Annotated in this window: 25 protein-coding genes and 1 CRISPR repeat array; of the genes, 12 read left to right on the top strand and 13 right to left on the bottom strand. The window is 53.1% G+C overall.

What is annotated here, in order from left to right:
* The first annotated feature begins 145 nt into the window (after window positions 1–145).
* The 4 genes from NOC_RS14690 to NOC_RS14675 all read left to right on the top strand — a co-directional run bounded on the left by NOC_RS14690 (window position 146) and on the right by NOC_RS14675 (window position 5,759).
* On the top strand, window positions 146–1,429 hold the full coding sequence (locus NOC_RS14690) for an RNA-guided endonuclease InsQ/TnpB family protein (protein ID WP_002813888.1): 1,284 nt from the start codon (window positions 146–148) through the stop codon (window positions 1,427–1,429).
* A 137-nt stretch (window positions 1,430–1,566) separates the two neighbouring features.
* Window positions 1,567–2,031, top strand: coding sequence for a VOC family protein (locus NOC_RS14685; protein WP_002812288.1), 465 nt, complete (start codon window positions 1,567–1,569; stop codon window positions 2,029–2,031).
* A gap of 343 nt (window positions 2,032–2,374) precedes the next feature.
* Window positions 2,375–3,427 carry a DNA-binding protein gene (locus NOC_RS14680; protein WP_002812282.1) on the top strand — a complete coding sequence of 351 codons (1,053 nt, stop codon included), beginning with the start codon at window positions 2,375–2,377 and terminating at the stop codon, window positions 3,425–3,427.
* 76 nt (window positions 3,428–3,503) lie between these two features.
* Window positions 3,504–5,759, top strand: a complete 2,256-nt coding sequence (locus NOC_RS14675; RefSeq protein WP_002814158.1) for a tetratricopeptide repeat protein — start codon at window positions 3,504–3,506, stop codon at window positions 5,757–5,759.
* A gap of 24 nt (window positions 5,760–5,783) precedes the next feature.
* On the opposite strand, the gene NOC_RS18280 is transcribed toward NOC_RS14675, so the two are convergent.
* Window positions 5,784–5,990: a hypothetical protein gene (locus NOC_RS18280; RefSeq protein ID WP_036526368.1), complete on the bottom strand. Its 207-nt coding sequence runs from the start codon at window positions 5,988–5,990 to the stop codon at window positions 5,784–5,786.
* On the opposite strand from NOC_RS18280, the gene NOC_RS14670 reads away from it, so the two are divergent.
* Window positions 5,896–6,186 carry a zinc ribbon domain-containing protein gene (locus NOC_RS14670; RefSeq protein ID WP_049750821.1) on the top strand — a complete coding sequence of 97 codons (291 nt, stop codon included), beginning with the start codon at window positions 5,896–5,898 and terminating at the stop codon, window positions 6,184–6,186. The genes NOC_RS18280 and NOC_RS14670 overlap by 95 nt on opposite strands.
* Before the next feature lie 22 nt (window positions 6,187–6,208).
* On the opposite strand, the gene NOC_RS14665 is transcribed toward NOC_RS14670, so the two are convergent.
* The 5 genes from NOC_RS14665 to merR form a co-directional block, all read right to left on the bottom strand.
* Complete coding sequence (locus NOC_RS14665; RefSeq protein WP_002814171.1) at window positions 6,209–6,511, bottom strand: HigA family addiction module antitoxin; 303 nt, start codon at window positions 6,509–6,511, stop codon at window positions 6,209–6,211.
* 12 nt (window positions 6,512–6,523) lie between these two features.
* Window positions 6,524–6,802, bottom strand: a complete 279-nt coding sequence (locus tag NOC_RS14660) for a type II toxin-antitoxin system RelE/ParE family toxin (RefSeq protein WP_002814243.1) — start codon at window positions 6,800–6,802, stop codon at window positions 6,524–6,526.
* Between the two features lie 633 nt (window positions 6,803–7,435).
* The gene (locus NOC_RS18275; protein ID WP_002812959.1) at window positions 7,436–7,996 is read right to left on the bottom strand and encodes a glycosyltransferase; all 561 of its coding nucleotides are present in this window, start codon (window positions 7,994–7,996) and stop codon (window positions 7,436–7,438) included.
* 6 nt (window positions 7,997–8,002) lie between these two features.
* Complete coding sequence (locus NOC_RS18270) at window positions 8,003–8,734, bottom strand: hypothetical protein (RefSeq protein WP_002812693.1); 732 nt, start codon at window positions 8,732–8,734, stop codon at window positions 8,003–8,005.
* A gap of 337 nt (window positions 8,735–9,071) precedes the next feature.
* Window positions 9,072–9,479, bottom strand: coding sequence for an Hg(II)-responsive transcriptional regulator (gene merR / locus NOC_RS14645; RefSeq protein WP_002811971.1), 408 nt, complete (start codon window positions 9,477–9,479; stop codon window positions 9,072–9,074).
* 106 nt (window positions 9,480–9,585) lie between these two features.
* Here merR and merF point away from each other — a divergent pair, with 106 nt between their 5' ends.
* Complete coding sequence (gene merF / locus NOC_RS14640; RefSeq protein ID WP_002813332.1) at window positions 9,586–9,846, top strand: mercury resistance system transport protein MerF; 261 nt, start codon at window positions 9,586–9,588, stop codon at window positions 9,844–9,846.
* On the top strand, window positions 9,836–11,242 hold the full coding sequence (gene merA, locus NOC_RS14635; protein WP_002812363.1) for a mercury(II) reductase: 1,407 nt from the start codon (window positions 9,836–9,838) through the stop codon (window positions 11,240–11,242). Before merF ends, merA begins: the two co-directional genes overlap by 11 nt.
* Before the next feature lie 90 nt (window positions 11,243–11,332).
* Here merA and NOC_RS14630 read toward each other — a convergent pair whose 3' ends face one another.
* The 5 genes from NOC_RS14630 to NOC_RS14605 form a co-directional block, all read right to left on the bottom strand.
* Complete coding sequence (locus NOC_RS14630) at window positions 11,333–12,805, bottom strand: PLAT/LH2 domain-containing protein (protein ID WP_011331056.1); 1,473 nt, start codon at window positions 12,803–12,805, stop codon at window positions 11,333–11,335.
* Window positions 12,806–13,242: 437 nt separating this feature from the next.
* Window positions 13,243–13,630: a CRISPR direct-repeat array (repeat unit 28 nt; unit sequence TTTCTAAACCGCCTGTGCGGCGGTGAAC).
* A gap of 131 nt (window positions 13,631–13,761) precedes the next feature.
* On the bottom strand, window positions 13,762–14,367 hold the full coding sequence (gene cas6f, locus NOC_RS14620) for a type I-F CRISPR-associated endoribonuclease Cas6/Csy4 (RefSeq protein WP_002812325.1): 606 nt from the start codon (window positions 14,365–14,367) through the stop codon (window positions 13,762–13,764).
* Window positions 14,368–14,381: 14 nt separating this feature from the next.
* Entirely contained in the window at window positions 14,382–15,455 is a 1,074-nt protein-coding gene (gene csy3, locus NOC_RS14615) for a type I-F CRISPR-associated protein Csy3 (protein ID WP_002814020.1), read from the bottom strand.
* A gap of 22 nt (window positions 15,456–15,477) precedes the next feature.
* Entirely contained in the window at window positions 15,478–16,407 is a 930-nt protein-coding gene (locus tag NOC_RS14610; RefSeq protein ID WP_002811940.1) for a type I-F CRISPR-associated protein Csy2, read from the bottom strand.
* Window positions 16,404–17,756: a type I-F CRISPR-associated protein Csy1 gene (locus NOC_RS14605; protein ID WP_002812358.1), complete on the bottom strand. Its 1,353-nt coding sequence runs from the start codon at window positions 17,754–17,756 to the stop codon at window positions 16,404–16,406. The genes NOC_RS14610 and NOC_RS14605 overlap by 4 nt, the downstream gene beginning before the upstream one ends.
* A 313-nt stretch (window positions 17,757–18,069) precedes the next feature.
* Here NOC_RS14605 and cas1f point away from each other — a divergent pair, with 313 nt between their 5' ends.
* Both cas1f and NOC_RS14595 read left to right on the top strand, forming a co-directional pair.
* Window positions 18,070–18,957: a type I-F CRISPR-associated endonuclease Cas1f gene (gene cas1f / locus NOC_RS14600; RefSeq protein WP_002813084.1), complete on the top strand. Its 888-nt coding sequence runs from the start codon at window positions 18,070–18,072 to the stop codon at window positions 18,955–18,957.
* Window positions 18,954–22,454: a hypothetical protein gene (locus tag NOC_RS14595; protein ID WP_002814278.1), complete on the top strand. Its 3,501-nt coding sequence runs from the start codon at window positions 18,954–18,956 to the stop codon at window positions 22,452–22,454. Before cas1f ends, NOC_RS14595 begins: the two co-directional genes overlap by 4 nt.
* Before the next feature lie 23 nt (window positions 22,455–22,477).
* On the opposite strand, the gene NOC_RS14590 is transcribed toward NOC_RS14595, so the two are convergent.
* Both NOC_RS14590 and NOC_RS18265 read right to left on the bottom strand, forming a co-directional pair.
* Window positions 22,478–23,335 (bottom strand): DUF4743 domain-containing protein, encoded by an 858-nt coding sequence (locus tag NOC_RS14590; protein WP_002812901.1) that lies wholly within the window; start codon window positions 23,333–23,335, stop codon window positions 22,478–22,480.
* A gap of 139 nt (window positions 23,336–23,474) precedes the next feature.
* Window positions 23,475–23,660 (bottom strand): hypothetical protein, encoded by a 186-nt coding sequence (locus tag NOC_RS18265; RefSeq protein ID WP_231561843.1) that lies wholly within the window; start codon window positions 23,658–23,660, stop codon window positions 23,475–23,477.
* Window positions 23,661–23,707: 47 nt separating this feature from the next.
* On the opposite strand from NOC_RS18265, the gene NOC_RS14585 reads away from it, so the two are divergent.
* From NOC_RS14585 to NOC_RS14575, 3 genes are read left to right on the top strand one after another with little or no spacing between them, the layout of a single operon-like run.
* Entirely contained in the window at window positions 23,708–24,358 is a 651-nt protein-coding gene (locus NOC_RS14585) for a DmsE family decaheme c-type cytochrome (protein ID WP_231561842.1), read from the top strand.
* A gap of 49 nt (window positions 24,359–24,407) precedes the next feature.
* Complete coding sequence (locus NOC_RS18455; RefSeq protein ID WP_002813328.1) at window positions 24,408–25,250, top strand: MtrB/PioB family outer membrane beta-barrel protein; 843 nt, start codon at window positions 24,408–24,410, stop codon at window positions 25,248–25,250.
* Window positions 25,169–26,845 carry an MtrB/PioB family outer membrane beta-barrel protein gene (locus tag NOC_RS14575; RefSeq protein ID WP_168023436.1) on the top strand — a complete coding sequence of 559 codons (1,677 nt, stop codon included), beginning with the start codon at window positions 25,169–25,171 and terminating at the stop codon, window positions 26,843–26,845. The genes NOC_RS18455 and NOC_RS14575 overlap by 82 nt, the downstream gene beginning before the upstream one ends.
* The last annotated feature ends 108 nt before the right edge of the window (window positions 26,846–26,953 follow it).

Here is a 26,953-nt window from a genome sequence, read left to right as displayed (position 1 = left end):
TGCGTCAGTGTATCGTTGATCGGGCTGACCAACCGATATATTGGCAATCATCCAAGCGCGTTGAAGGAGTACAGGGAAGTACGGCGACCCCCTAGCGAGAGTGCGAAGTGGAACGGCGCATCGAGCGCGAGGGTCCCATAAAGTGATGTTGGCGGCGGGCAAAATTCGCGGTAAAATAAGCGCGGCTAGAGGGTGCTTGCAACACCACCTAGCCACTTGCCACCGACCCAATGAGAAAAGCATTGAGGCCATGACCGAGCACGATTCTACCACTGTTCAGCGGTCCTATACATTCCGCTTCTACCCCACGAGTGTCCAGCGCCAGCAACTGGCTATGGAATTCGGCCATGCCCGGTGGGTATGGAACACCTGTCTGACCTGGCGGGGCCGTCAATATAGGGTACATGACAAGCGCGTGACTGGCGTTGATTTTAGCCGCCAGCTCACGTTCCTCAAAGGGTTAGGCCCGTACGCTTGGCTCAAGGAGGCCAGCGCCACCTGCCTGATCCAAAAGCTCAGGGACCAGGACACGGCCTTCAGGCATTTTTTTGCGGGGCGAGCGAAGTATCCCCGTTTCAAAAAAAGAACGCATACCCAAAGCATCCGCTATCAACTCGATCAACGTCAGGTAGCAGGCATGTATCGAGCGGGCGAGTTTCTTAAATTGCCCAAACTCGGGGCACTCAAGCTCAAGTGGTCCCGCAAGCCCCAGGGCATCCCCAAGATGGTGACGGTCACCCAGGATTGCGTCGGCCGTTATTGTGTTTCGTTCATGTGCGAGGAAACCCTCCAACCCCTACCGCGAAAGCCAAACGGTATCGGTGTTGATTTAGGGGTGTGCGATGTGGTGGTGACCTCCGAGGGCTGGAAGTCCGGTAATCCTCGGCACCTACGCACGCATACCCGGCAACTCAGAAAAACCCAGCGCAGGCTATCCCGCAAGCGTAAGAGCAGTGTTCGTTGGCATCGTCAGCGGATACGGGTTGCTAAAGCTCATGCCAGGGTGAGCAATACCCGCCAGGATTGGCTGCACAAGCTCACCACGGCGCTGATTCGCCAGGCGGGGTTCATTGCCATGGAAACGCTCAACGTCAGGGGCATGATGGCCAATAGACGGCTATCCAGGGCGCTGGGCGATGTGGGCATGCACGAGCTCAAGCGGCAACTGGCCTACAAAGCCCAGTGGTATGGCCGGGCGTTTAGGCAAGTGGATAGGTGGGCGCCGACCAGCAAAGCCTGTAGCGAATGCGCCGCGGTACAAGAAACGATGCCGCTCAATATTCGCGAGTGGACTTGCCCGGACTGTAAGTCAGTCCATGACCGCGATATTAACGCGGCCAGAAATATTTTAAGGTTAGCTACGGTTGGGAGGACCGGAAGTGATGCGCGTGGAGGGGTACACAAACCGGAGGTGGCTTATGGCTGCTGAAGGACTCCGTGGAAACGCGAATTGTAGCAAGGCGAGGGAGCTTGTCGGGAACAAGCGAACGAGACTTAGCCGCAAACTCCAAATGAGCGTGTTATATTTGAACGATGAACCGCTAAATAATTGGAGATAAAACCGCCATGTCCATGCAAAGTCCCTCGGCAACCAAAGCACGTGCTCTCGGAATCAACCATATAGCCTTGGAAGTAGATGACGTCAATGCAGCCTTAGATTTTTACGGCCAGATCGTCGAGTTTAGCTTGCGGGGACGGCATGAAGGAATGGCGTTCATCGATTTAGGCGATCAATTTATCGCCTTGACGGAAAAACGCACTCAAGAGCCGGATAAACACCGCCACTTTGGTTTGGTCGTCGATGACAAAGCCATGGTCAAAAAAACGCTCGAGGCACTCAATATTGAGACTTTACCCGGTGCATTCCTCGACTTCATCGATCCCTGGGGCAATCGGGTACAAATCGTTCAGTACAGTGAAATTCAGTTTACCAAAGCGCCCCATGTTTTACGTGGTATGGGAATCAAGCAACTCGATAAATCTGATGAAGCAGTACAAGCCCTTGCTGAAAAAGGAATGGCCCCAGAATAAATTGAGGACCAGCGGGCGCATTGGAACAGAAACCTACAATTTTGAAGGGGGAAAGTTACTTTCCCCCTTGAAGCTCTCATCCCACCTTTTATCGAGTTAGATAAGCCGTTTCCGTTGACATAGGCAGACAAAGTAGAGATGGTGATGCCTAACCGGGAGACGGCTTCCTTGGCCTAATTACCGGGTTCTTCCATAGCGGTCGTCACCCATTGATAGCCGTGGTATCAATCTGTACCTTTTCATTTCGTCATAGTTGAATATGTGCAGCATGGCCATGCTCTAAACATAATCAAATATTACGTAATATAATATTTTAAATGTACCCTAGCGAAGGAGACCCCAAGTGGCCCGCCCCGGCGTGACCTATCGTGAGGTGGCCGAAGTTGCCACCACGCTTACCCATCAAGGCCAACCCCCCACGGTGGATGGGGTGCGGGCGGTGCTCGGCACCGGCAGTAAAAGTACGATTGGCCCACTGCTGAAACAGTGGAAGGCTCAACAGGCAGAGCGGGTGAGTGAGGCCGAGACGGGCTTGCCCGCGGCGTTGGTGGCGGTGGTCAAAGGGCTCTACGAGAGCCTGCAGCAGCAGGCCCAAAGCCAGATCGACACCGTGAAGGAAGAAACGCAAGCCCAGGTGGAAGCGGCTCGGCAGGCGCAAGCGGCAGCGGAAGCGCATCAACAAGCGTTAGAAAAGGAGGTTAATCGACAACAGGCGGCCTACCAACGCCTCCTCGAAGAAAAAGAAACCTTAAACATCGCACTGGAGGAAACGCAGCGGGCTCAGCTTACCCTACAGGCCGAGGCGGAGGGCTTGCGGGAACGGTTAGAAGACCGTACCCAGGTGGCGCAAGACCTCAAACAACAGCTCACCCAGGCTCAGACTAATTTGGAGCATTACCGGGAAGCGGCGCGTCAGCAGCGGGAACAGGAGCGGGCCGATTTTGAGCGGCAGAATCGACGCCTGGAGCAGATTTTAAAAGAGAATCGGGCCGAACGCCACCTGCTCCAGGCGAGCTGCACGCAGCTAGAGAAGGACCAAGCCCAGCTCCAGGCGGAGCGAGATCAGCTACGAGCGGAGAACGCCTCTCTCCATGAACAAGGAGGGCAATTGCAGCAGAAGCTTGAACAAACCCAGCGCCAGTGGGCAGAAGGGGAGGGGCGGTACCAAGTCTTAGCCCAGACCCATCAAGAGGTCATCACTAAGCTGGATGCTCAGGAAAAGGCGTTCCTTGAGGCAGAAAAGCAAAAGGCAAGGGTGCAAGAGAAGGTGGCGGCCTTGAGCGCGGCACTTCAAAACGCTCAGGACAAAATAGAAGGGCTGCAAAACGAAAATCGGGTCTTGGCCCAGGAGAAAGCTGCCATTGAGGGGCAGTTTAAACAACGGCAGCAGACTTGATAAGGGAGATCAGGCATGGAGGGGGTTTTATGCCTATGTTATTTTAGAATTAACTTAAAGTTGACTGAATAACGCGATGCCCCCGACCTCTCGATACGGCCCGCACCCCAACCGGCCCGCGGCGAACAAGCAGTTTACCAATCGGGATGGGCCGATTAAAGCCTTTCAAGCGGCCCGCCAGGCCCTCGCACCCGACCAGCATGATGTGCTGACGTTCCATGGCGTTGGCGGGCAGGGCAAAACAGCCCTGGGGAAGAAATTTAGGCAAATCCTGGAGGAAGAGACGCCCCGTGCCGCGCTTTGGGGCCACGTGGATTTAGCGGACACGCACCTGCCTACGCCCGACCGGATTCTTCTCGAATTACGCCGCTCGCTCCGGCGCTCGGGAAAAATAGAGTTTCCCGCTTTCGATGTCGCCTTTGCCCATTACTGGCAGCAAGCTTACCCGCATTTAAAATTTCAGGACACCCATCGGGATTTGCTCACCGATAAGGAAGGGGTTTTTGCCCACGCTCTGGAGTCGGCGAGTAGCTACGCGGAAGCCTTACCGGCGGGCATTGGCCTTACCATGATAGCGCTGAATTGGGTGCGCCAACGAATGCGCGATTTTGATAACCGCTATCGTCCCGCCCTCAGGGGTTTGGAAACCTTCAGCCCCACGGAGATTCTCGACCGCCTTCCTTATTACCTCGGCCTCGATTTATGCGGCTATCAGCGCCGGCAAAGGGCAAAACAGCTCATTGTTTTTTTAGATACCTATGACGCCTTATGGGAAACCTTCACCCAGGGCGCCCGCTGGGAGGTGGATGCCTGGGCGCGGGAGCTGGTCGCGAGCGCCCCCGGCGTGCTGTTTGTGGTCTTCGCAAGAGAGAAACTCACCTGGGATACCCATGAACCCGATGCGTGGCGGGGATGTCTTCACCATCAGCCCCCCCTTGCGCCGCTTACTGATGAGGATGCCGACACGTTTTTGCGCCAAATTCCGATAGAAGAGGAGGCCGTGCGCCAGACCATTATCCAAGCGGCCGAGGGCCATCCGTTTTATCTCGACCTGGAAGTGGAGCACTATCTCGATTTAGTGGCTGACGGCGCAACACCTCAACCGGAGCACTTTGGCCAGACAAAGCAAGCGATTCTGGCGCGATTTTTACGCTATCGGGCAGGCGAAGAACAAGCCACCCTCAAGGTGTTATCGGTGGTCCGCTCCTTTGACTTTGAGCTATTGGAAGCGCTCGTCCGAGCGTTCCAGACGGGCTTTCCTCCCACTGAATTCTTTAATTTTGTACGCTACTCTTTTGTAGCGCCAGAAAGCGGCGAGCGGTATCGCTTGCATTCGCTGATGCAAGCGCATCTTCTGGAGAGCTTGGAGCCAGCGCTTCAAAAAAAGATCCATGACTTTGCGTTTACCTATTATGACGCGCGATGCCAACCCGAATCCCCCAAAGACCTTCAGCCAGCCCATGAAATCGCGTTAGTCGAAGCTTTTTACCACCGGGATATGACCGATCCCCAGGAGGCGGCCGCATGGATTAACCAACGGACAACTGTCTTTTACGAAGCGGCCCGGTATTCGTTAGTCGAACCCCTCTACCAACGGGCCTTGGCTATTCGTGAACAGATCCTCGGCCCCGACCATCCCGATACTGCCACCAGCCTCAATAACCTGGCGGAATTGTATCGCGCCCAGGGGCGCTATGCCGAGGCCGAGCCCCTCTATCAACGGGCCTTGGCTATTTGTGAACAGGTCCTCGGCCCCGACCATCCCGACACTGCTCGAAGCCTCAATAACCTGGCGGGGCTGTACAAGGCCCAGGGAGACTATGGGCAGGCCGAGCCCCTCTACCGGCGGGCCTTGGCTATTTGTGAACAGGCCCTCGGCCCCGACCATCCCCACACTGCCACCAGCCTCAATAACCTGGCGGGGCTGTACGATAGTCAGGGACACTATGGGCAGGCCAAGCCCCTCTATCAACGGGCCTTGGCTATTTATGAAAAAACCCTCGGTCCCGACCATCCCCGCACCGCCACCAGCCTCAATAACCTGGCGGCGCTGTACGATACGCAGGGAGATTATGCGCGGATCGAGCCCCTCTATCAACGGGCCTTGGTTATTCATGAAAAAACCTGCGGTCCCGACCATCCCCGCACCGCCACCAGCCTCAATAATCTCGCGGGGCTGTATAAGGATCAGGGAAGCTATGCCCAGGCCGAGCCCTTTTATCAACGGGCCTTGAGTATTTGTGAAAAAAACCTCGGCCCCGACCATCCCGATACCCATACGGTGCGTCAAAATTATCAAGCGCTGCTTGCCGCCATGGGGCAGCAGAAATAGTCGGAGAGGCCGTCTGCTCCGCGCTCAGGAAATCGACGTAAGGACAGCTTGCACAAATTCAGTAGGCAGCTGGTTAATCAACATGCTGCGATCTTCGTTGGCGATGTAAACAACGCCAAGCTCACTAAAAACCCGAATGGCAAAATTAGTATTGGATGCAGGCGGGGCCATGCTCAAAACACAACTGGAATATAAAGCGATAGCGCGTTCAGTGGTGTTTGAAGTGCTCAACGAATCCTACTCCACCCACACCTGTTCGAGTTGCGGCACCCTACCCGATTCGAGGCCGAAAGGTATCGCAAGTCTTGGAATAAGAGAATGGACATGCTTTGAGTACAGAGCAGAGCACGACCGTGATGTTAATGCGGCCATGAACATTCTCGCGGCAGGGCATTGCCGTCTAGCTGTAGGAATCCCCTCCCTTTAGGGAGGGGAGGAGGTCAAGAAGATCAGGCCACTTGACGCGGCTGAACTTCGCTTTCTATCCGGTTTGCCCGCTCAATTTCAGCTACACGCAAATCGTGCTCCATTTGCAAGGTCATCCAAAATTGGGGTGTCGTATCAAAATAGCGCGCCAGGCGCATCGCCGTGTCCGCCGTTACGCCGCGCCGCTCGAGTACGACATCGTTGATGCGGGGCGTGGGTGCATGCAATGCCTTGGCCAGTGCATTGACGCTCATTTCCAATGGTTTTAGGTAGTCCTCGCGCAAAATTTCGCCCGGGTGAACCGGGCGCATCCTGTTTTTAAACATCGCTTTACCTCCTCAGTGATAGTCTACAATTTCAACGGCTTCCGGTCCCTCGTCCGTCCAGATAAAGCACACCCGCCATTGCTTGTTGATACGAATACCGTATTGTCCGGCGCGGTCGCCTTCTAAGGCTTCCAGTTGGTTGCCTGGCGGGGAGGCGAGATCTCGCAGTTCCCGTGCAGCGTTTATCTGGGCTAGCTTACGTTCGGCTACCGCGCGGATGTTTTGCCACCGGCGGGATTTTCCAGTTTCAAATAACCGTTGGGTTTCTTTGCAGCGGAAGCACTTGATCATGAAGAAATTTTATAACGTTTATCGTTAAACATCAAGCTAATAAGCAAAGAAATAGTGACATTTTTTGGCAGAAGATGACACTCATAAATATTTCATCACGCGGAGACTGCCTGCTTCCCGCCTGCCTAGCGGCGCGGGCAGGTAGCTGGCAGAGGAAGCGTGAACCCTCCTTTGTTTTGTATTAAAATTAAATGAGCACCTGGGTGCAGGTTGTTTAAACCGTCCTGTCGCAACCAGTAGGTCGGCAGGCACAACCTGCAACACGCCGCCGCTCTTGTGAGCCCTGCCCCCTACGGCTACGCGTAAACCGGCGAAGATGCCTTGCGGGATTGCCAGGTGGAAACCCGCTGTAAAAGGCTGAGTTTGCAGGCCGTCCAGCATGGCGTAAGTCCTAGCAAAAAGCCGTCTGCTTAAGCTGACGGTCGTTTACAGAGAGAAACTACCAGCGCCCGCTGGTCGGGATTGAGGGATTTGCGCCGACCCCCTAAGCGGCCCCGCGCCGCGGCCAGATTGACGCCCATCACAGCCCCTGGAGGTCGGACCCCCCACGTAAATACCCTCGCAGCGTGGCGGCGAAAGTCATCCGCCCCAGGGGGGAAAGGCCCTATCTATAATCGATCCCTCTTTTCATCGCTAACCGCCCATGCCTGGGGCGTTGGTTTCTCTTAGCACAGGCTTGCCGGTAGAAACTGCCTGCATAATAATTTCCACGGCCCGATCCGCCCCTCCTGCGCGCTGGATAGCTGCTTGGAGCCGGAGGGCTTGTTTTCGGTAAGAATCGTGGGTCAGCACTTGGACAATGGCCTGGCGCAGCCGGGGGACACGCAGACCTTTCAGGGGAACCCTAACCCCCGCGCCGGTCCACGCTACCCGTGCCGCCACGCCAGGCTGATCGTTGGCAATGGGAATGGCGACCAGGGGTACCCCATTGCTTAAGGATTCTAAGGTGGTGTTCATGCCGGCGTGGGTGATCGTCAGCGCGGCCCGTTGGAGCAGTTCTAACTGGGGTGCATAGCCGACCACCAGCGGCGCACCCGGTAGGGTCGGCAAGGCTTCGGGAGGGGCTGAACCGCCGAGAGAAATCACCAACTGGGCATCGAGTTCCTCACATGCGGCGGCAATTTGCTGAAAAATACCCTTAAAGCGGCCGAGCACCGTGCCCAGGGAGGCGTAAATCAGCGGTTGTCCTGTCAACTTTTCCTATGGGAACGACACTGGTTTCCGACTTTCTGAAGCGTGATAGGGTCCCGTGAAATGGAACCAGGGAGGCAATTGTTGCCGGGGAAATTCCAATTCAGCTGGTTGTTGACTGATTTGCGCCAGTGGCGAGTAGGCATCATTGGGATGAGAAAGGGGGGGTAATTTCCACGCGCGGCGATATTCCGCCATGACTTCAGTGATGGGTTGGGTCACGCGGCTGAGCAGCCCATAGCCGAGTCGGTTGCGTAGCTGGGCCCACCAGGCCGGATGATAGTGCCAGGAGGTATTAAAAGGCGGAATGGTTGGCTCTCGATTGAGCACCAGAGCGCTGCAGAGGGTGACGAAGGGAAGGTTTAAACACTCGGCAACCGTACCCCCTCCTCGCGAGACTTGGTCGACCAGCAGCGCGTCTATCCCCGCGGCTTTAATCACTGCCGGGGCTTCCCGCAGGAGCAAGGCAGCGTCTTGTTGAAAGACCTTGACCGCATAGCGAAGCGCCGCCCGCCCATTTAAAGTGCTCGCTTGCGCGGTGAGCTCGGCCATGGCCCCCGCAGGTCTTTCCGCTTCACCAATAGGCCGAAATTCCAAACCTGCGGCAAGCGTTGGGGATTCGGCATCAAGTAAACCCACAAGGGTTACGCGATGGCCGCGCTTTTGCAGTGCTTGTCCCAAGGGTAGCAACGTATTGAGATGCCCCGTCAAAGCGGGGCAAAGCAGACCAAAATGCGTCATCGAGAAATCCTTTAAAAAACCAGTCTACCGGAGGATCGGCAACGAGGAGTACCTTCCACAGCGCCTCGTGGCAGATTGCCCGAGTTTAGACCTTTTTTGCAAGAGAGGGGTTTTGTGTGAAACGCCTCCGAAAGTACCAATAGCGTAAAAAATCAGCGATCGGAGGCTGGTAGTCAACGATAAAGCAGCGGCACCGAAACCCCCAAATTTACTCTGGGCGCAACTCAATATGAAGGGAAGGTTTAAACACTCGGCAACCGTGCCCCCTCCTCTTCAGGGAGGCAAGTGCACGGAATGTCAGAAGTCAGCAGCACTACACCGACGTGCTAGACATGACTTAGCCGTCATGCAAGGCGGTGATGAGCGGGCACGATACATCGCCTTGATGCGTGTGGCATTCGTTGACTAGCTCGGTCAATACAGCCTCGATCCGGTGCAGGTCAGCGAGCTTGGCGCGCACATCATCCAACCGCTGCGACGCCAGCGCCGCTGCCTCGCTGCAATGCATACCGTCTTCCAGCTTTAGCAGTTGCCCGATCTCGTCTAGGCTGAATCCCAGTCGCTGCGCCGCCTTCACGAATTTAACCCGCGCCACGTCGGCGTTGCCGTAGCGCCGGATGCCCCCAGGAGGCCGCTCCGGCGTCGGCAACAGCCCCTTATGCTGATAGAAGCGGATCGTCTCCACGTTGACCCCGGCCGCCTTGGCAAAAGTGCCGATGGTCAGGTTTTCCGGTGCTTCGTTCATGATTCTTGACTCCGTAGTTGACTACGGAAGTAAGATTAAGCCATCAAGCGGATATTCGGAAGGAGAGCCTCATGTCGACATCCTCGGAAACGAATAGGGAGTGACCATGAAGAACCCCCAAGCCCTGCTCCGCGTGAGTGTGATAGGCACCATCCTGGTGGCCCTGTGCTGCTTTACGCCGATCCTGGTGATTCTGCTCGGCACCCTTGGATTGGCGGCACTGACCGGCTATCTGGACGTGGTGCTACTTCCTGCTCTGGCCTTCTTTATCGGCCTGACCTTCTATGCACTATGGCGCAAGAAACAATACGACGCCTGTTGTAACCATGACGCACCCCCGTCAAGGAAGTCTTCTCATGAGTCATGAAAACAACCTGCACATCGCCGTGATCGGCAGCGGTGGCGCGGCCATGGCCGCCGCCCTGAAAGGGGCCGAGCGCGGCGCCCGCGTCACCCTAGTCGAGCGCGGTACCCTTGGTGGCACCTGCGTGAATACCGGCTGTGTGCCTTCGAAGATCCTGATTCGCGCTGCCCATATTGCCCATCTACGCAAGGAAAGCCCCTTCGACGGGGGAATCAGTGTCCAGAGGCCGGTCATCGATCGGGCGGCGCTGCTTGCCCAACAGCAGGGCCGTGTCGAAGAACTGCGTGATGCCAAGTATGAGCGGATTCTGCGAGGCCATCCCGCCGTCACGGTGCTGCACGGAGAGGCCCGATTCATGGATGCGCATCAGCTAGCGGTCACGCTGACTGAGGGGGGTGAACAGACCCTTCGCTTCGATCGCGCCTTTATTGGCACCGGCGCCCGCCCGGCAGAGCCGCCGGTGCCGGGACTGGCCGATACGCCTTACCTGACCTCCACCCGTGCCCTGACACTGGAGTCCGTACCCGAACGGTTGCTAGTCATCGGCGCTGGGTTTGTCGCCCTGGAGCTGGCCCAGGCGTTCGCCCGGCTGGGCAGCCAGGTCACCGTGCTGGCTCGGAGCCGAATGCTTTCTAGGGAAGACCCGGCGGTGGGTGAGGCCCTGGAGGCGGCGTTTTGCCGCGAGGGCATCCAGGTGCTGAAAGAGACCCAGGCGAGCCGGGTGGACTACAGGGACCGGGAGTTTGTGCTGGAGACGAACGCCGGGACATGGCGAGCGGAGCAACTGCTGGTAGCCACCGGACGGACACCCAACACCGAAGCCCTGGACCTGGAAAGCATCGGCGTGGAAACTGCCCGGGGAGCGATTCTAGTGGATGAGCATCTGCAAACCACGGTACCGGGTATTTATGCCGCCGGTGACTGTACCGATCAGCCGGAGTTTGTCTATGTCGCCGCTGCCGGGGGCAGCCGGGCCGCCGTCAACATGACGGGAGGCGAAGCTACACTGGACCTCAGCGCCATGCCAGGCGTACTGTTTACTGACCCCCAGGTGGGCACCGTCGGCTTGACGGAAGCCCAGGCACTTGAGCAGGGCTTTAACGTGGAATCCCGGGTGCTGGATCTGGAGAATGTACCCCGTGCGCTGGTGAACTTCGACACCGCTGGGTTCATCAAGATGGTAGCCGAGCGGGATTCCGGTCGGTTGCTAGGCGTCCAAGCAGTGGCAGGAGAGGCTGGAGAGCTGATCCAGACCGCCGTGATGGCGCTGCGCACGCGCATGACGGTGCAGGAGATCGGCGATGAGCCCTTCCCTTACCTAACCATGGTGGAGGGCCTCAAGCTCTGCGCCCAGGCTTTCACTAAAGATGTGACACAGCTGTCCTGCTGTGCGGGATAGCCAAGAGGAGGAAATGGTCATAAACCGTCAAGCCAAGCTCGGCAATTACGTCTTCACGTAGTAGTTCGCCAGGGTGCGGAGGATTCATCATCATCTGACTTTTAAGTCAAGCTTAGGTAAATTCTTGGCTCTGTTGAAGGACTCACCTTCTTCGATTAGGAGATTACCCTCGGTATCCACCGAGATTCGGCAGTCAGCGCCGACCTCGATCACTTCGGTAATGGCTTTCCAGCCTTTCTCAATTCGCTCTTCGACGGCGTTATCAATGAAGTTGATCAACCCTAGGGACAATATTTCCCAGAACCAATTTGAATCTGCATCGATCTCAACGTTCGATGAAGTAATCAGTAGCTGACGATTATCACAGGAAAAGGTAAGATCGAAGTCCACGTCTACTTCGGGGTTGGGGCCAGGGGCACTAGCGGCGAGATCGAGATCGATGTGGAGAGTCTGACAAGAGGCCGCACCAGCCGGACAGCCGTAGCTCACCTCGACAGCCGGACCATGGAGATGCCCCCAATAAAGTTTATTATCATGGATATCGTCGCCAACCATGCCCTCAAGGCGACTTACCATCTCCTCATTCTTAATCCCGTTATTCGCTAGAAGCAGTTTGGCCCCGGTATGGTTGTAGCTGTTCCAATCCGGATGTGCGCGCAGTGCCCCATGCGACACAATATGGGTCCGGGAGTGCCCACCTTCACTGTCCAGCCACAGGCAACCCCCAGAAAGGTTACTAAAGTCTTGCGTAAATAGATCGAGCCCATTGACCTGCAAAGTGAAGTCCTGAATACACCATCCATCATCACCTGTTTTAGAAATGTTGATTTGGTTGATATCGCCTATTTCACCGAGGTAATCGAGATTGAGATCATAAGCATAGGTGGTTCCCCGCTCGAAGTCATTGCGGCCATAATCCAGCCATGTCGAATTGTTGCGCGGGACAGCGTTGGCGTACCCGTTGAGGTTGACATAAACTTTATCGTCTGTGTTGGCATTGGAAACATTGGCGGTATGAAAAATGATCTGGGCACGCCACACGGCATATCCATTGCCATCTTTAGTGAAGGCGCACCGACTAAGCGGGTTGTTACCCCCATTACGGTTAAAGGCACGCACACGGTAGCAATACAACGTATCTGGCAATAACCCGGTGTCTGTATAGGTTGTCGTCCCGCTCCAAGGACCCCAGCTAGCCTGGATAGACCAGGGGCCGCTGGCACCTACCCGCCGCAGCAATTGATAACCATCTTCATTGTCCGCCCTATCCCTCCACCGTAGCTCAATTGAGGTGGCTTCCCGCTCTACCAAAGTCACGTTTTCTGGAGCATGGGGTATAGGATTATTGCAGTCTTCTAGACAACGGGCTCTATCGGCCCGGCAGAGGGGAACACAAATGTTGTGTGGTGAATGTGCGGTGCAGTCATCAAGGCATAAGTGATGCTGATCCCCGCAGGCATTCTCACAGGACTGTGCCATGGCCTGGGTAGACGTAAGGAACACAACCATAATCAAGGCCGCAAAGACAGCACAGAACCTCTCCACCAGATATGTATTTGCCATTTTTCTCCTCCTCCGAGCTATTGCCTTTGCCTGGGCCTATCACATTAATGAGCTATTTCTCATCAGCCGATTTAATGCAGTTATTTTCTTGTTTCTTCTCCTTCTTCACCTTAAGGATGATAGCTTGGAATTAAGGCGCTCTCTGTAGATTAATCCATGTCAATCTTGTGAAATAATGAACATTATTAAGCCTCTTAAAAACGGAATATTTTGAAATCTTAATAGGCGTTGACCACCATCATCACCGGCGTAAAGTCTAAATAACGTATCCCCGCCTGATGGTGCATCTCCCGGATTCTGCGCTTGTCCACCACCAGCTAGATATATCGGCAATCATCCAAGCACGTTAGCGATATGCTCATGTCCTAAACTCTACTGCTCTTTCAACACCATGGGGACCCTTAAATACGCTTTTGCGTAAGTCCTGAACTTGCTTCTTTCTAAACCGCCTGTGCGGCGGTGAACATCCCCTTTTCTCACTAATTAACTTTTATAGCTTTCTAAACCGCCTGTGCGGCGGTGAACACGCGCTTGACTTCCAAGCCTAGCCCCAGGGTTTTCTAAACCGCCTGTGCGGCGGTGAACGATAGATAAACCCCAATCTTTGGTGAGTAGGTTTTCTAAACCGCCTGTGCGGCGGTGAACCGATAACACGGGACTTCTGTTCTTTTTAAATTTTTCTAAACCGCCTGTGCGGCGGTGAACTACCGCCACCGCCCAGCTCAGAATGCTGTCTATTTCTAAACCGCCTGTGCGGCGGTGAACAAATAACTCCAGAGATATTGATGTACTTGGTATTTCTAAACCGCCTGTGCGGCGGTGAACAGTAAATTAAAGCTAAAAACTGTAGCAACCATAAAGTCTTGCGTCGAACATTAGCCTAAAACCTTACTTTTTTTAAATTCATTTAATTATTTGTTATTACTGGCCTTTTTATTCTATAAAATAAAGTAAGGTCAGAACATGGGTACGGCCGAATATTTATCTTCAACCTTCCTGGCTAATCCATAGCTACTGAACTGACAAATATTCGTATTAATCTGAAAGCTTGCCGTACTAATATGAATAGGCAGTCGTCGGCCATCCCGTTCTAATAGTAAATAAGGTGGCCGTTCCGCTTTCTCGTTATCTTGCAGCCTGCTCTTTGCCTCTATTCTCAAGTTCGTTTCCGGCTGGTTTGGGGCATGTTCGGCGCGCCGGACTCGGCGGCGCATTTGCCGTTGCCTAAACCCTGCTAAATCTTTCTCTGCGCTACGATCACGCCGATAAGCAATTGCATTCGCATCAGAAGGCACGGCTGCTATTGGTTCGATTGTAATCATCCCACGCCCTTCAAGATGGGTAATGCCGCTATTGCGTTGCAACTGCTCCAACTCCCGAGGCGTCCCAAAACAACGCACAATGCTTCCAGGGGAATGTTGGCTAAGCTTCGGGAATCCAAGGCCAATATTTAACGACTCGGATTTCAGCACACCATGTATCCGGGTGAAAAGCTTGCTTAGAATAAAGTGCGTATCTTCAGGCTGTCCTATTGACTGGATTTCAAAATAATCTGAAAACATGGGCAATATTTCCCCTACTTGGCTTTCTTCTCTGCTTTTTTCTCTCCGCTAAACACCCCCCCGCGTATTAACACGGCCATAAAATAATGGGCTTGACCGGGTATGGCTTCAGCGTTCGGCGCATGCTCGATATCATCTTTTAGAGCGGGTAAATTTTTTAAAAGACTATAGAAGTCCGATTTTCCATGATCCGGCAACCGCACGGCACGGGCTCGGCGCTTATCGACGGTAAAGGGATCAACCGCCAGCGGACGATCCGCATTGGCGTCCGGATACCAATTATCAATGGTACGGATAGCGTTACCGATTTTTTGACTATGCATGGCAGCGACCTGTTGATCGGCGACTTGCACAAAAAATAGGGTCTTGGACTTTTTCCCTTGCCCCCGCGAATCCTTATCAACAAATTCCTGACTGGGGTACACTTCTTGCCCGAGGCCAATGGTTACCCTAGCGCTGACTTCCATAAGGAAAAAAGAGGTTTTACCGCTGAGTGCGCTGGCAATATGATCAATCCAAGGTTTGAGCTCATCCATCCGTACTTGCGGCAGAGTGGGTTCCGCACGGTCAATAATCTCAAAGGTTTTTTCTTTGAGCTCGTTATAGGGCGCACGCAGGGTGATTTGACGCTGGACGCCATAACGATTGCGCCATAAAAACCGCCCATTTAGAAGATTAGCCAAATAACGCTCGGCCAGTAGGGTAAAACCGCCTTTTTCAGCGTACGCTTGCGCTATGCTTTCCAGGTCTTCTCGAAATTCAGCACCTTCGCAGGCTTCAGGGCCGTTGGCATTCGCCAAAAATTTAAGCGTAAAACGAAGCTCAAAAGTATCCGCATCGGCGGGCAGATGACAGCTATCCACTCGTTGAATATTGTTGTCGCCGGCCATCATTTCCTTTTCAATAGCGCCTTCATCACGCTGTTTATCTTTTTTGTAGACTGAGCTGTAGTTGGCGATGGTGCCTAATAAGGTTTTATCCTGGATAAGCAATGGCCGGTTATCGGCATTGGCCACCCAGAAGGTGCCTTCGCTGGGAACAATGCTGCGGGTATAGTTGAGTAATGAGGGAAGCTGAACAGTCGCCATAATGGAAACTCCTTAGTAGTGTTTAAAGCGCTTGCGTTGAAAGATAAACTGTGCGGCTAGGGGGGTCGGTTTCCCAGCGCCATAGTAGATTGTTCTCCGTGAGCCAGTTGTCGGTCGTGGAATCATCCTGGGGCTGTAACAACTTTCGTGCCCAGACCAACTCAGCCAGACTGTGTACAGGTTCGGCGTAGGCATGATTCGTGGCAGAATTGGTATCTGAAGACCCATGGCTGCGGTTACGGCGCGGTTGGGGTGATTCCAGGAGTTGGTAGCCGACGCAGGTGGCATAGAGCCAATGGCGAGGATGCTGGCGCCGCTTGGAGGGGGAAGGGTGAGCGGATGTAGTTTGGGGTTCTTTATCCTCCACCGGAAACCAAGCCGTGGCATTGATTAGGGCCGCAAAGGGATCAGGCGCATTGCTAATGAACTCAGCGCCATTACCAATAAACCAGCCAGGCGGCAGCCGCCCCATTTCTCTGGCTAGTTCGGATCTTTTGCTGTAAATTTTTGGTTGACCTATTCCAATAATATCCCCCCCTGCTAAACGACGAGTCTGTAAAAATGCCGTTGCGCGGTTTTTCAGCCACTCATCCAAGGCGGATTTATCTTCTAGCTCCAAAGCCACCACCAAACTAAGGGACAGAGAACCCTTGACCTCTGGAAGGAGAGGCGGGTTAAGCAAATCATCCCGGGCTTGACTGAGCCCATTGCCCTTGCACAAGGCAAGGGGATTTTTGCTCAAGCCTTCATGGATTTGCCCGTCATGGAGGCAGACCGCGAAGCCTTTCAAATCGGCGCCAGCCTCCGCCGCGTTGTCGGCAAGCTCGAAATACACCAAATAATCGGCAAAACCCGCCATGGCGGTTAAGGGCAATGAACGGGTGAGGTGGCTACTTTCCCAGTTGCAGCCAGTCACATGTAAGGTGGGTAAGAGAAGATAATAAGAGCTCATGCTACTGCCCCCTCCGCCGAGTAGCGCCTAGCCAACAGGCTTTCCAAAGCGTCTTGAATCAGCTTATCGATTTCATCGCTCAGGGGTGATTTCAAATGAAAAGTAAGCGCCTTATAGGCCGCTTCTTGCCGTGCTTCGTGAGTGCCGTGCTCCGTTTCCGGATTTTTACTGATCCCCGCCAAAGTTAAAATCCAGTTGGGCAGATTCTCGGCTTCAAGTTTTTGGCGCTCATGAACAGCATCTAGGGAATCGGATGATAGCCAAGCAAAAAGCTGTTCCTGCACCTCAAGCTCCGGCAATAGCCATTCAGCGATCCGCTGTTCAAGGCGCTGGAGATGGTCTTGCCGATTACCGTAGCGCTGAGTCCAATCTAGCTCCAGCCACCATGTAAAACGCTGCGCCTCTTTTTTCGGCAGGGGCTGGAACAGCCGCCCTCGCTGCAAATGCCAAAGCCGCCGCTGCCGTTGGGTGAGATCAAGCCGGGGGATGGTCATGGTTAATTGCCGCAGATTACCGCCCAGTTCATTCATCAGGCTGCCGGCATTTTGCGGCTTAGCACCACCAACACCTATCCGGTGAAAATTCAGGTTGGCGTCTTGTTCCCGCAATTTAGTCCGATGCTGTTCAAATGCGCCGATAACCGCCGTGGCGGCAAGGGGCGTGATGACGATAAAATCGTTATTTTGGCCTGGATCAGGAATAAAAACTTGTTTTAATTGCCGATCCAAGGGCGCGGAATTGGTGACCGTTAAATGTGCCTCCGCCGCTTCCTGGAAGGCTTGCCACTGACTTTCCTGAATGCCCAAAGTCAGCACCGTTTCGCCCAGACGCTCATCCTGGCTAGCGGCGCGCTCAATCACGCTGAATACCCCGGCCGAGTCTTCATAGGTGAACGCCAACCATTGATAGTGGGCGGTATTGGCGCCATTACCGGAGCCGGAGAATTGGCGCGTTCTGAGGTTAGCCGAGGTCACCAAGCCTGCTGGCGGCGGTGTTAAGGAACGGGCCACAATGGGTCCGGAACTGACCTTGTCGTTGCGGGACTTGGGATGGTGGGTGCCCATATGGGAAGCCAAGGCGGCCCAAATAAACATATCCCCAATAGTTTTAGGGGTTACCTTGGCAGTCAGCGCGGCCTTGGCGCTTTCCGCGCTTAGCAACTGCTCTGGGGAAGTGGGATTGCCGTAAGCAAAATTAATCGCGGCAATAAGCAGAGGGGGAACGTCCTCATCCGTAACCTTGACAGGCGCTCGGCAATGGCCTAGCAGTTGGGCTTTGAGCTGTTTCAACTGCTCGGCGGATGAGCCTTCACTGGCGCTAAGCGCCTGGGTTAAATCATCTATCAACACGGTTTATGACTCCCTTGCCTTAAATTATGGAGAGCAATATAGTCCTGTCTGCTGGTTAAAACAATACCATTTTAGTTTTATAATTAAAAAAATCTATTTAGATATAGTGTACCCATTGATCAAGTCCCTTTTTACAACTGGGCGTGCTAAAGTTATCGCCGCCTTCAGGCTAAAAATGAGGCTTTATGAATAGGTTCACCGCCGTGAAAATGGATTAGAAAAAAGGGAGGCGGTTTAGAAAATTTTAGTTTTTTAATTGAATAACCTTTCACCGCCGCACAGGTGGATTTGATGACACAGACAGGGTTATTTCATGCCGATACTGCCTTCGCACCGCCAGGGGCTTTATTATCTGGAGCATTGCCGAGTGATGGCCAAAGACGAGCGGGTGGTGTATGCCTGCCAGGAAGGCGCGTTCACCAAATTTTTTGCTATCCCGCCGGCGAATACCAATGTCATTCTGCTGGGTAGCGGCACTTCCCTGACCCAAGCGGCCGCCCGCCTGCTGGCAAGCGAGCAGGTGATGGTGGCGTTTGTGGGCGGCGGGGGAAGTCCCTTATTTCTGGCTTCTCAAAACGAATACCGGCCGACTGAATACTGTCAAGCGTGGATGCGTTTATGGCAGGACAATGACCAGCGCCTTAAGGTAGCTAAGACATTTCAAAGAAACCGGGCCGAATTTTTAATGCAGCAATGGCCCAAACTGGCAGAGCCGAAACCCCATAAAGCGAGTCTGGAAAAGCTGGCCGAGCGTTATCTGGCGGACATTGAGCTGGCCGGGGACAACGGAACGATCCTGGCCCAGGAGGCCAAGTTCGCAAAAAAACTTTATAAATTTTGGGCGAACTGTACCGAGACTGAAAACTTCACCCGCGATCCTGGCAAGCGGGATTTTAACGACCCCTTTAACAGTTATCTTGATCATGGCAACTATCTGGTCTATGGGATTGCGGCAGCGGTTTTATGGGTTTTGGGAATTCCCCATTCCTTGCCGGTGATTCACGGCACTACCCGGCGCGGGGCTTTGGTATTTGATGTGGCCGACATCATTAAGGATACATGCGTGATGCCCATTGCGTTTCAGCACGCTGCGGCAGGCCGCAGTGATCAAGAGATGCGCCAGGCGTGCATTGCCTGGCTTGACGAAAGCCACGCTATGACCTTTCTCTTCCAGTCCATCAAGCGCGTGGCCCAGCTGTGATTATTTTATTCGTCAGCGAATGCGAAAAAGCTGCCTGGAAACGCTCGCGCCGCATTCTATCTCGCTATGCGGTGCAAATCGGGCGGCGCACTTGGCTAGCACGGATTAGCGCGGAAGGTTTGCAAAACATACGCCGGGAATTAACTCAAGCGGCCAGCCGGCATACTTCGGTTGCCTGTCATCGCGTCAAGGGGCGCTACCAAACGGAGTTGGCCTGGGTGGTGGGCAGCCGCCGGCATTTTAGCCGGAATGGTGAGTTTGCCTTCAGCCATAGCGCAACTCCTTTGCCAAGCGTTAACGAAGAGGCCGCGCCCGCCGTGCGGCTACTTAATCATCTTTGTATATTGGCCGGGCTTTTTCATGATCTGGGGAAACATGGCGCTTGCTTTCAGCGCAAACTACGGGATGAAAACAGCAACCAAAGCGATCCCGTGCGCCACGAGAGAATATCGCTTTTGCTGCTGTTGCGGCTTATCATTTTAACTGCGCTACCTGCCGCCGAGGATAACCCACCACCGGTCGAGCCTACCCCCAAAAGACGCCGGCGCCGGGTTGCCGGCGCTAATCATAACCTCTCCAAACCTGCCCTTGGTTTGGCCAGTCTTAAAGACGAGCAATGGCTCGCGGCGCTTACCGACTCCAAAAAAATTTATGAAGCCCTGCATCGGATATGGAAGGAAACGTCCCATGATCACTGGCGGGAACTCATACCCATTGAAGGGAGCACGTTACGCCCACAATGGAGTTCGGCAGAAGGTGATCGGGGTTTAGCGCCTTTGCTAAGCGTGCTCTGTTTTTTGATCATATCTCATCATAAATTACCGGACGGACATGAAGATAGCTTTGCGCCGCTGGAGGAAACCTACCTTAACAGATCTCAGGAATTGCAGGATGGGCTACGGCTAGCCACGGATTATCGTCCCGCCTGGTCACAGTCGCCAAGATGGGTCAATGAGATTACCAAACATGCCCGGCGTGCCCGTTACCTCTTACAGGAACACGCGCTTCCTATCCGGGATCGCGTGCTTTGGTATAGCGCTGCCCGCTATATGGCTCGCTGCGCCCTCGTTTTGGCGGATCACAGCATTTCCAGCCAGGCGAAAAGGGAACTCCCCGTCCCATCCCAATCAGCCCAGGCGCAGGTTTGTTTCGCCAACAGCCAACAAGGGCAATTACGACAAACGCTGGCCGCCCATTTGGAACGAGTCGGCAAACTTTCGGGAAAAGCCTTCAACCAGCTGCATCAACTTCAGCATAATCGTAAAGCCAGCACCATTGAAACCTCTCCCCCCGCCCTGACCGTTCCAATTAAAGAAGAAGCCTTTAGCTGGCAGCAAAAAGCCGAACGCAAAGTGCTCCAAATCCAACGGCAAGAAGATAACGCCAAGGAAGGCTTTTTCGCGCTCGTGATGGCCGAAACCGGCTCTGGCAAAACGCGGGGTAACGCCCGCATTCTGGCTGCCGCTAACCGCCATCAAAATTATCGGTTAACAGTTGCTTTGGGACTGCGCACCTTGACCTTGCAAACTGGCGATGAATACCGTGATGATTTGGGGTTTGGCAAGATGCCTGATGCCGTAGGGGATCAATGCGCGATCATGGTGGGTGGCGCTTTAACGACCGCCCTTCATGAGATGGCGAATGCTGGGGAAGAGGCAGGCGCCGAAAAAGGAAACCACCTGTTTTCCCAGGAAGAACAGGCCGGCGTTGAAAGCAGCGCCCTGGACGACTCCCTGTATGAAGGAATCACCGGCGAATTTGATTTCGATTACGATCCTGACGCCCCCTGGCCGGAAGATATAATCGCGCCCAATAATCCCAAACTTAATCACCTGTTACAAGTTCCTGTTCTGGTCTGCACTATCGATCACTTGATGCCGTTTCTGCAAAGCCAGCGGGCATCAGCGGCCGTCCTGGGTTTTCGCATGGCGGGATCAGACTTGATTATTGACGAAATCGACAGCTTTTCCGCCGAGGATTTGCCCGCATTATTAAAACTTGCCTATGTGGTGGGTTTCAACGGGCGGAAATTGCTGCTTTCTTCCGCTACCTTGCCACCGGCCACCGCACGCGCTTTCTACCGCGCCTACCAAACCGGCTTTAATCGTTGGCGGCAACTTCAAGGCATGGAATCGGGTCCTATCCGCTGCGGTTGGTTCAGCCATCATGCCGCCCATATCAAATTAGCCTCTGTCGCTGATCATGCTGCTTTTACCAAGCAACATGATCGATTTATCCAGGCCCTGTTGAATACGCTACAGCAACAACCCGCGCGGCGGCGGTTGGATACCGTTCTCATACCCATTGCTGAAGGACCGGCAGCAGTTTATCAAAACATAATGGAGAGTTGCAGGGAATTGCATCAACAGTGGGCGAGCCACGATCCGGAAAGCGGCGTTCGCTATTCCATCGGCTGCGTTCGCTGGAGCAATGTTGCCCATACCTGCGGATTTGCTAAGCACTGGCTTAATATGCCTGCTAATTTAGATGATATTCAGGTAAAGCTGATTTGCTACCATGCCAAACATTTACCGCTCATCCGCCATCACATTGAACAAACATTAAATACTCTTTTGAAGCGTAAAGAAGGGCGGCAAGCGCATGATCATCCAACTTTGCGCGCCCATTTAGAAAATTGTCGGCAACAGGGAAAAACTCACTTACTGGTTATTGTGAGCACCTCTCCCATATCGGAAGTGGGACGGGATCACGACTATGACTGGGGAATTGTCGAACCCAATTCTTACTGGTCCTTGATTCAAATGGCCGGGCGCATTTGGCGGCAACGGCGACATTGGGAAGCCCGTCAACCCAACATGCGGATAATGAGCCAAACCATGCGGGGCTTAAATAAGCAACCCATGCGCTTTACCAAACCCGGGCCGGAGTCTAAGCACTTTAAACTATCTGACAGGGCCGAGACATTAGCGCAGATATTTGATCTGGAGAGCTTGCAAGAAAGTATTGATGCCCGCTTTACGCTCCAAGAACCGCTGATTCAAGCTGAGAAAATCAAAAACCAGTATATTTATCCCGATATGCGCCAGCTTGAACATGGTCAGTTACAGAGACTTTTGGAAAGTACCGAGCAGTCAAAACAGGCTATGTCTTTTATTGAAGGCGCTCGTCCGCAAATGGTATTGACCCAAAGACATAGTCAGTGTTGCCCTTTCCGAAAAGATCAAAATCCGAACTTGCTCTGGTTTGATCGGGAAGACGACGGTGTCTGGAAATATCTTGATAAGAAAGAAAAAAAAGCTAAAAACGTAAAGGATAAAGTTCATGAAAAACGCAACTACCCATGCCTTGCGCAATCTTATTTCTCCCCTGACGAACTTTCCCGGGATTCCTTACATGAAAAATGGCGGGAACAATTAGCCCGGAGAGGTGTGACTGACTCCCATACCATTAACGCGCTGCCCCTATCCATCGGGGATAATTTCGAACAAGGAAAACAACTATATTATAGTGATATTATCGGCTGGATTTTTTCTTAAGGAAGCGTTAAGAACTGCCCGGGTTACGCTTCCAACGGCACTCTCAAACCCGCCACCATTTCCAGGTAATCGGGATGTTCTGGCGTGATAAAACCCCGGCGTATCAGAAAATCGATAATCACCAGATTGCAATTTTTCTTAAATGAATTGGTCTCCCGGACTAACGCCGCTACTTTTTCCACGGGCCATAGATAAAACTCCTCCACTTCGCCATCCTGGCATTGGGGGACGAAGTCAGGGGGCAATTCCAAATCGTAGCAATACATCACATCCGGTTTGAAACCCTGGGCGGTTTCCATGCGGTAAGAAATATAGCCCACGGAGAGCGCCTGGGCGGCAAGTTCAGGGGGAATGGCTGCTTCTTCCCAGCACTCCTTGGCTAGATTTTCCCGCAGCGGGACTCCATGGGGCACGCCCCCAGCCACGAGATTATCCAGCTTATCCGGCGCGTTCCATTTATTGGGGGAACGTCGGCCAATCCATATTTTCAACTGGTCCCCGTCATTGACGAAACCATTTAGATGCTGGCCAAAAGCCCGGATGCCAAAGTAAGGGGCCGCCCCCCGGTCAATGGCAAATAGCGCTGCTTCCCGGGAGGAAGCGGTCACCGGGTATTCTTCCCCATGCCAGCGGGGAAGAGCGCCTTCCTCCACCAATGCTTTTAAGACAGTTTTTACCTTCTCTGTCCGGGTTGCAAAAGAGTGGAGATCAGGCGCGAGATATACCGCTGCCGGAGACACCCGAAAAACCGCTGGCCAGCTTCGGAGTTTTTCCGCAAAGGAAGATCGGATATGGCCTATCTGAACCTCGTCTACATAAAAGGGGCGGAAGTCCTTTAGCGTATAGCTATTGCAAGCCTTAATCTGATGGAGGTAGCTCATCCCGCACTTTTACCTATCAATAATAGGACTATACTCATCCTTGATGAAGATTACGCTATTAAATATAAATATTTGGCAGAAGTTAGCATTTCTGACGGTAGTGGGAATACTCTCTCTGATGACCGGTTGCCGATCTACACTACCCGCCGCCGATAGTCCGCCTCTTGGTAACCCAGCGCAGGCTGATGCTACCTACGTGGGGGAGGGCATGTGTGTAGCCTGCCACCAAGTTGAAAATAGCCATTGGAGTCACACTGTCCACGCGAGAGTTTTTTATCTTAATCCCCAGAATTCGCTCCAAACCAAGGGCTGTGAAGCCTGCCATGGACCCGGACTAACCATATTGCCGAACCTGCCAGCAAATCCAAAATCATGGCTTTTACCCGGGGCTCCGAGTCTTCTATTCTCCAGCAAAACGCCATGTGCCTCCAATGTCACCGGGGCAGAGAGAGGATTTACTGGCTAGGCTCCACCCATCAAGTCAACGATCTCGGATGCAGCGACTGCCATAACCCAATGGCGCAGTTCTCCCAGGATGGGCTGCTAAAAAAAGCAAGTATCAGCCAAACTTGCTTTACCTGCCATCAACAACAGCGGGTCCAGTTTCGCAAACGCTCCCATATGCCTTTGCTAGAAGGCAAGCTTTCTTGTGTTGATTGCCATAATTCCCACGGCTCAAACACCACGCCCCTTCTCAAGGCCGATACGGTAAACCAAGTTTGCTACCAATGCCATGCTGAAAAACGGGGACCGTTTATCTGGGAGCATGCTCCCGTTCGGGAAAACTGCTTAAATTGCCATTTACCCCATGGCTCCAACCATGAAAATTTACTGTCGGTAGCGCGGCCCTTTTTATGCCAGCAATGCCATACCAATCGAGGGCATCCCAACGATCTCTTGACCATGACTAACCTTCCCGCTGGTTTAAGGCCCGATGCACGGCTGATGAACCGAAGTTGTCAAAACTGTCATGCTCAAATCCATGGTTCTAATCATCCCTCGGGGGTTCGTTTCCATCGCTGAGGCGATGTTATCAAAAGCCCCATGCGTGCTTCTTGTTCTTTGGCTATGTTTGGCCATAGCCGAGACTACCCAAGCGAATTCAGCAAACGGGGTCAATACCCTCTTTGCCAATACTCTCAACCCCACGGGGATCGATACCACGCAAAGACGGGATGAACGGGGTTTAGCGACTTTCAAAGAAACTTTTTCCCAATCTCCCACGGGCTTGCTGTATGCGCCTCCTTTTAAACCGCCGGAATTTGGAAAAATAAACGCCTGGCGCTACCGGGGCAGCCTGGAAGGCGGTTTTCTCCTGGACGATGATGGGGACACACCCGAGAACTTCATCGAGTATAGTGACTGGAGCGAAGGCCCCCTTCTCAATTATTTTAATCTCTCCGCCTGGCGGGAAGATAACGGTTACTTTCTTGATTTATCGGGGGGCGGAGTGGACAGGAAGGATCAATATTACCTGGCCCAAGGCGGGCAGTATGGCTTATTTAAGCTGATGGGGTTTTTCAATGAAATCCCCCATGTATTCGAAACCAATGCCATCACCTTATTCGAGGGAGTAGGCAGCGACCAGCTTTTGCTGCCCCCCGGGCTAATCCCCGGCGATAACTCAACGGCAGATATTCGCACCGCATTGGAATCAGCTTCCCGCCGCTCTCTGGATTTATCCCGGGCCAAAGGAGGGCTGGGGTTTGAGATCACACCCAGCACCCGCTTTAGAATGTATACCCGCTATACGCAAGAGAACAGGACGGGCGGGCGCCCTTTTGGCGGCACTTTTCTTGCCCCTTTTTATGCGGCGGCACGGCAGGGGGGGTGGTGGAAACAGTGGAACCGATTGACTACCGAACCCATAATTTACTCGCCGGTATTAATTATGGACACAATCAGTACCAACTAAATTTTACTTATAACGCTTCCTTTTTCCGCAATCATAACCAGGCACTGAGCTGGGAAAACCCATTCCAAAATCTGCCAGGAGATTCTTTCGCCGTTGAGCGAGGCCGTTTTGCACTATACCCTGATAACGATTTTCATAATGTGAAACTAGATTTCAGTTATGTACTCCCCCTCAGGGGACTGTTTACTTCCACTGCCGCTTGGTCCCGCATGCATCAAGATGATGACTTGCTCCCCCCCACCATCAACTCGGGCCAATCCGCAGCAGGTATTGACTTGAGTAACTGGAATACCACCGCGGCTCTGGGACGGAAAACTGCCAACGCCGAAATCAATACCTGGCTATTCCAGACAGGCTTGAGGCTAATCCCCTTTGATCCTCTCACCCTGCGAGCGGATTTTCGCTACTATGATGAAGATAATGACACCGACTATACGGCCTTCAACCCCCTGGCGGGCGAGATTGGCTATATTGTGGAGGATGGAGCTGATCCCGGCCGTGGCTTTGTCTTTAATCCGAACCAATCGGCCATACCTTTTCATTTTCGCAATGTTCCCTTTGCCCAGCGCAAGATAAATTGGTCCTTTAACGCCGATTATCGTCTCATTCCCAAAACGGTTCTGAGCCTAGGCTACCAACGGGAGGAGATTGATCGGGACTATCGGGAGCGGGATAAAACTACCGAGAATCGGTTCATAGTCCGCACCTCTAATCGTTCAGTTTCCTGGGCTACGTTTCGCTTTTCCTATGAATTCTCAGACCGTACGGACAGTCCCTATCGCTTTGACCCCTATACGTCGTTTTTTACTAATTCTCTGCCCGGATTTAGCTCCCGTCCACCCGCCGGGACAACTCCTTTCACACTGGCGGATCTGCGTAAATTTGATTTGAGTGACCGGAAACAACACCTTTTCTGTGGCCTTGCGAATGTGCTGCTGCGGGAAGATATGGATCTCTCGCTTTCCTTCGCTCGGGTTGACAACGATTTTGATGCCCGTTTCGGCCTTCTTCAGGATGAAAGCAATACCGTCAATCTGGAATGGAATTACCAGCCCTCTGCCCAACTGAGCACCTATGTATTCGGCAGTTATCAAACCAAAACCAACGCTATGGCCAATATTAACGATGCAGGCTTTTCCACTGATCCGAATGCAGGTGGGGCCACCTTTCCCTTAAGGGCCGCCTGGCAGGAGAACGTGGATGAAACTAACTCTGCCCTTGGGTTTGGTTTTTACTACCAATTTGATCGCTTTATCTTCGATGGCAACTACTCTTTTAATTGGTCACGCAGTGAGGTCGATTATGAGGCAGTCTCAAATCTGGCGCTGGCAAACCCTGAATTGGCTTTGGATACGATTGGCAATTCCTTTCCCGATCTACGGTATACCCGCCACATACTGGAGACGAATCTGCGCTGGAACATCAGCAAAAACTTGGCGTTACGTTTATTACACCGCTATGAACGGGGGACCATCCGCGACTGGCACTTTGAAGGACTGAATCCATTGATTAATAACCATCTTTTTCTCATGGCCACCCCTAATGATTTTGAAGTTAATGTTATTGGTTTATTGATTCAATATCGAATTCCATAACCCCATAAAAACCTTCTATACTTTTAGAGGAAAAAAAAGAAGAAGTTGTATGCAGGAAAAGCCTGAAATTTATCGGGCACCTGTTTTTATGAAATATCTTTAACGTAA

The organism is Nitrosococcus oceani ATCC 19707 (assembly GCF_000012805.1).
Classification (GTDB): Bacteria; Pseudomonadota; Gammaproteobacteria; order Nitrosococcales; family Nitrosococcaceae; genus Nitrosococcus; species Nitrosococcus oceani.
This window is presented reverse-complemented; position numbering and strand designations above follow the sequence as displayed.

Coding starts and splice junctions, on each gene's coding strand:
- NOC_RS14690 (WP_002813888.1), top strand. CDS start 146: ATGTTGGCGGCGGGCAAAATTCGCGGTAAAATAAGCGCGGCTAGAGGG.
- NOC_RS14685 (WP_002812288.1), top strand. CDS start 1,567: ATGTCCATGCAAAGTCCCTCGGCAACCAAAGCACGTGCTCTCGGAATC.
- NOC_RS14675 (WP_002814158.1), top strand. CDS start 3,504: ATGCCCCCGACCTCTCGATACGGCCCGCACCCCAACCGGCCCGCGGCG.
- NOC_RS14670 (WP_049750821.1), top strand. CDS start 5,896: ATGGCAAAATTAGTATTGGATGCAGGCGGGGCCATGCTCAAAACACAA.
- NOC_RS14665 (WP_002814171.1), bottom strand. CDS start 6,511: ATGTTTAAAAACAGGATGCGCCCGGTTCACCCGGGCGAAATTTTGCGC.
- NOC_RS14660 (WP_002814243.1), bottom strand. CDS start 6,802: ATGATCAAGTGCTTCCGCTGCAAAGAAACCCAACGGTTATTTGAAACT.
- NOC_RS18270 (WP_002812693.1), bottom strand. CDS start 8,734: ATGACGCATTTTGGTCTGCTTTGCCCCGCTTTGACGGGGCATCTCAAT.
- merR (WP_002811971.1), bottom strand. CDS start 9,479: ATGAACGAAGCACCGGAAAACCTGACCATCGGCACTTTTGCCAAGGCG.
- merF (WP_002813332.1), top strand. CDS start 9,586: ATGAAGAACCCCCAAGCCCTGCTCCGCGTGAGTGTGATAGGCACCATC.
- merA (WP_002812363.1), top strand. CDS start 9,836: ATGAGTCATGAAAACAACCTGCACATCGCCGTGATCGGCAGCGGTGGC.
- NOC_RS14630 (WP_011331056.1), bottom strand. CDS start 12,805: ATGGCAAATACATATCTGGTGGAGAGGTTCTGTGCTGTCTTTGCGGCC.
- cas6f (WP_002812325.1), bottom strand. CDS start 14,367: ATGTTTTCAGATTATTTTGAAATCCAGTCAATAGGACAGCCTGAAGAT.
- csy3 (WP_002814020.1), bottom strand. CDS start 15,455: ATGGCGACTGTTCAGCTTCCCTCATTACTCAACTATACCCGCAGCATT.
- NOC_RS14610 (WP_002811940.1), bottom strand. CDS start 16,407: ATGAGCTCTTATTATCTTCTCTTACCCACCTTACATGTGACTGGCTGC.
- cas1f (WP_002813084.1), top strand. CDS start 18,070: ATGCCGATACTGCCTTCGCACCGCCAGGGGCTTTATTATCTGGAGCAT.
- NOC_RS14590 (WP_002812901.1), bottom strand. CDS start 23,335: ATGAGCTACCTCCATCAGATTAAGGCTTGCAATAGCTATACGCTAAAG.
- NOC_RS18265 (WP_231561843.1), bottom strand. CDS start 23,660: ATGGCAGGCTTCACAGCCCTTGGTTTGGAGCGAATTCTGGGGATTAAG.
- NOC_RS14585 (WP_231561842.1), top strand. CDS start 23,708: ATGGCTTTTACCCGGGGCTCCGAGTCTTCTATTCTCCAGCAAAACGCC.